This is a genomic window from Gemmatimonadota bacterium (assembly GCA_026706345.1).
GTDB lineage: Bacteria > JAAXHH01 > JAAXHH01 > JAAXHH01 > JAAXHH01 > JAAXHH01.
The window spans coordinates 1-2,748 of sequence record JAPOYX010000175.1; the positions used below are offsets into that span (position 1 = coordinate 1).

The 2,748-nt window shown below is 62.4% G+C and carries 4 protein-coding genes; 2 read left to right on the plus strand and 2 right to left on the minus strand.

The window, feature by feature from the left end:
- Together OXG98_11725 and OXG98_11730 are read right to left on the minus strand one after the other, a co-directional pair.
- On the minus strand, nucleotides 1–190 hold a 190-nt coding region (locus tag OXG98_11725; protein MCY3772671.1), incomplete at its 3' end, for an aromatic ring-hydroxylating dioxygenase subunit alpha.
- Between the two features lie 100 nt (nucleotides 191–290).
- Complete coding sequence (locus tag OXG98_11730; protein MCY3772672.1) at nucleotides 291–1,088, minus strand: ThuA domain-containing protein; 798 nt, start codon at nucleotides 1,086–1,088, stop codon at nucleotides 291–293.
- 115 nt (nucleotides 1,089–1,203) lie between these two features.
- Between OXG98_11730 and OXG98_11735 the strand changes: the two genes are divergently transcribed.
- Nucleotides 1,204–1,854 carry a helix-turn-helix domain containing protein gene (locus OXG98_11735; protein ID MCY3772673.1) on the plus strand — a complete coding sequence of 217 codons (651 nt, stop codon included), beginning with the start codon at nucleotides 1,204–1,206 and terminating at the stop codon, nucleotides 1,852–1,854.
- A 3-nt stretch (nucleotides 1,855–1,857) separates the two neighbouring features.
- A complete protein-coding gene (locus OXG98_11740) occupies nucleotides 1,858–2,496 on the plus strand; it encodes a helix-turn-helix domain containing protein (GenBank protein MCY3772674.1) in 639 nt (212 codons plus the stop codon).
- Nucleotides 2,497–2,748 lie beyond the last annotated feature (252 nt).

Genomic DNA, 2,748 nt, shown 5'->3' on the forward strand with positions numbered 1-2,748 from the left:
CGCCTTCCCAGGCGCCCATCAGCCATACCTTGGTCCACAGCCGTTCCCATTCGAGTTTCATGAACTCGGGCGACGTATAGCGCTCCTTGGGAATGAAATCGTTGCCCAGATCCGGGTCCGGCTCTTTCTGGGCGGGCGTTTTCGACGTCTGCGGGTCTGCGAACCGCTCGATCTTCCTGTAAACCGTCATCGCATGAATCCTTGCCGGCGAAGCCGGGTCTCCCGAAAGGAAGCGAGCATAGGAGGGCAAAAAAGGTCAGTCAAGACGGTTTCTTGTCCCAGGTCCCCGACTATCGCGGACTGACCCAGTCAACCGCGTTGGCAATGAGTCGACGGAAATGCTCGTTGGCGTATGCGGTGGGCCCGTCTCCGCATTGCAGGTAGACGATGCGGCTCGACCCCTCGGTTCTGGTCCAGCCGATCAGGTTGCTGCCGTCGGGGTGGTCCCAGCCCTCGTTGTCGAACATCCTGGCGTTGGCGGTGCCCTTTCCCACGACCCGGGCGGCGGAATAGAAGTTGTCGCGGGTGAAGGCGTAGTCGCTTGCCAATAGCGGTTCCACGTCGTCTTCGAATACTTCGTAGAGGTAGAGCTCGTCGGTGATCGGGAACGTCGGCGGGATGCCGTGGGTGACGGGGTGGTCCCTGAGCTTGCGCACCCTGTGTTCGATGTCGTGGCGATAGCCGGAATCCTGGCATGCCGTGCCCCGGAGAATGCCCGGCATGTAGAGGAAGCGGCCGCCCAGGATTTTCGCGTAGTCTTCCCAGGCTGGCCATCCGGCGATGGCGTGGTGCAGGAAAACAAAGCCGTGGCCGGCCTCGAGCAGTGCCCGGAATCCTTCCCGGTACGCTTTCGGGGGCTCCGCGAATTCGGGTTCCCGGTCCGGCAGGAAGCGGATACCGGGCATGTCGTAGAGTACGTATGCGTCGTAGTCTTTCGCCCGCTCGGGGTCGAAGAAGACCTGTGCCGCGGGCTGTTCGACGTGTGTCCAGTTGACGCCGGGCATGGCGTCGAACAGGGCGAAAAACGGTTCCCGTTCGAATGGGTGTCCCTTGGTGATCAATAGAATTTCGCTGGTCACGGTTTCCATCCCAAGTGCCTGTTCCGGGCCGCCCCTGCAACCCGGGGCGCAGCATGCCGCGATGCGCACTTACCACAAAATGCCTATTGCGTGATAATAACGTCAAACCGGCCTGGAATCCGTCATGTCATCCGAACCCGCTCGCGCCAAAACCTGGCAGCAGACCAAGAGCGAACTGACGCGCACGTCGATCCTCGATGCCGCTGTCGCGTGCTTCTTCGAGCTCGGCTACCGGAACACTACCACGGAACACGTCTCCAACAAGGCCGGCGTTTCCCGCGGGGCCATGCTGCACCACTTTCCGACGCGGATGGAACTGATCAAGGCAACGGTGCTGCACCTCAACCGCAAGCGGCTGGAAATGTTTGTAGAGGGCGAAACGACCGTACAGCGGGGCGCCGTCTACAGCCGTATCGAGGAAGGCATCGATGCCTACTGGAAACAGCTCAACACGCCGGTGTTCGTGGTGTTCATGGAACTGAAGATGGCGGCGCGCACAGACGCTGAACTGGAGAAGGTGCTGCTGCCCGCCCTGGACGATTTCCAGGCCGCCTGGGACGAGAACACCCGCCGGATCTTTCCCGATCTGGCGTTGTCCGAGGCTTACGAGCGCGCAGCCTACCTGACCCTGTATCTGCTCGAAGGCATGGCCATGGCGCGCGTCGTCGACGGTCCCAGGGTGCCCGTCTCGATGATGCTCGGGTGGCTGAAGCGCGAACTGCGGCGCAGCTTCCAGGATGTGCTCGGCAGGGTCGAGCGCTCTCCGGAGCCCTGAGGCGTGCGCAATCTTACGGAACGGCAACTGCGGCGGCGGGAGCGCATCCTTTCCGCAGCCCGGGAACTGATCGCCCGGCAGGGCTACGACGGGGTCAAGATGCGCGATCTGGCAAAGGCCGCCGATGTCGCGCCCAAAACGCTCTATCACCAGTTCGAAAACAAGGAGACCCTGCTGCGAACCGCGGTGGAGGAGCGTTATCGCAGAACCTACAGGGCCATCGACAACGCCGAGATCGAGCGGGGGATCGATCGGCTTTTCTTTATCGTGGACACGGTTGCAACCACGACCCGCAAAAACCTGGCGTATGCGAGGGCGCTCGCGCCCATGCTCAGCTCATCCACCGAATTCGCGGAGATCCGGCTGCAGAGCTACCGCAAGGCGATCGACCAGATTGCCGACGAGGGCGAGTTCCTTGAGTGGGTCGATGTGGGGCTGCTCACCGCCATCATCTATCGCCAGGTCAATCCGCTGTATCTGACCTGGTTTTTCTCCAAGGAAGCGCAGCCCCACTGGGCCAGCGTGGCGAAACTGGACATGAGCCTGATCCTGCGCTCGGTTACAACGGGCTACACCCGGGAGCGCGTAACCGAGACGATCGTTGAGATGCAGGAAAACCTGAAGGGCACCCGCTTCGTCTGACTTGCCTCCCGGTCGTGCCCGTTAGCGGGGGTGGAGGCACTTCCTTGTGTCAGCGCCGACCTGAAAGGGCAAACGTTCCGCCGGTTCGCAAAAATCGAGGCCTGCCCCTAGCCCCGGAAGTCCTGGAGCGCGGCCTGCTTGCCGCGACGTTCAGTCCAGGTGTTCGTAGAGCGGGTCTTCCGGGTGGCGGCCACCGCGCGCCAGGCCATCGAAGGGCGGCCCCTCAAGGACCGCGGACGCGTCCGTGTTCTG

What these genes read in the sequence shown, in the direction of transcription:
- OXG98_11730 (MCY3772672.1), bottom strand. Translation starts at nt 1,088, where the DNA reads ATGGAAACCGTGACCAGCGAAATTCTATTGATCACCAAGGGACACCCA.
- OXG98_11735 (MCY3772673.1), top strand. Translation starts at nt 1,204, where the DNA reads ATGTCATCCGAACCCGCTCGCGCCAAAACCTGGCAGCAGACCAAGAGC.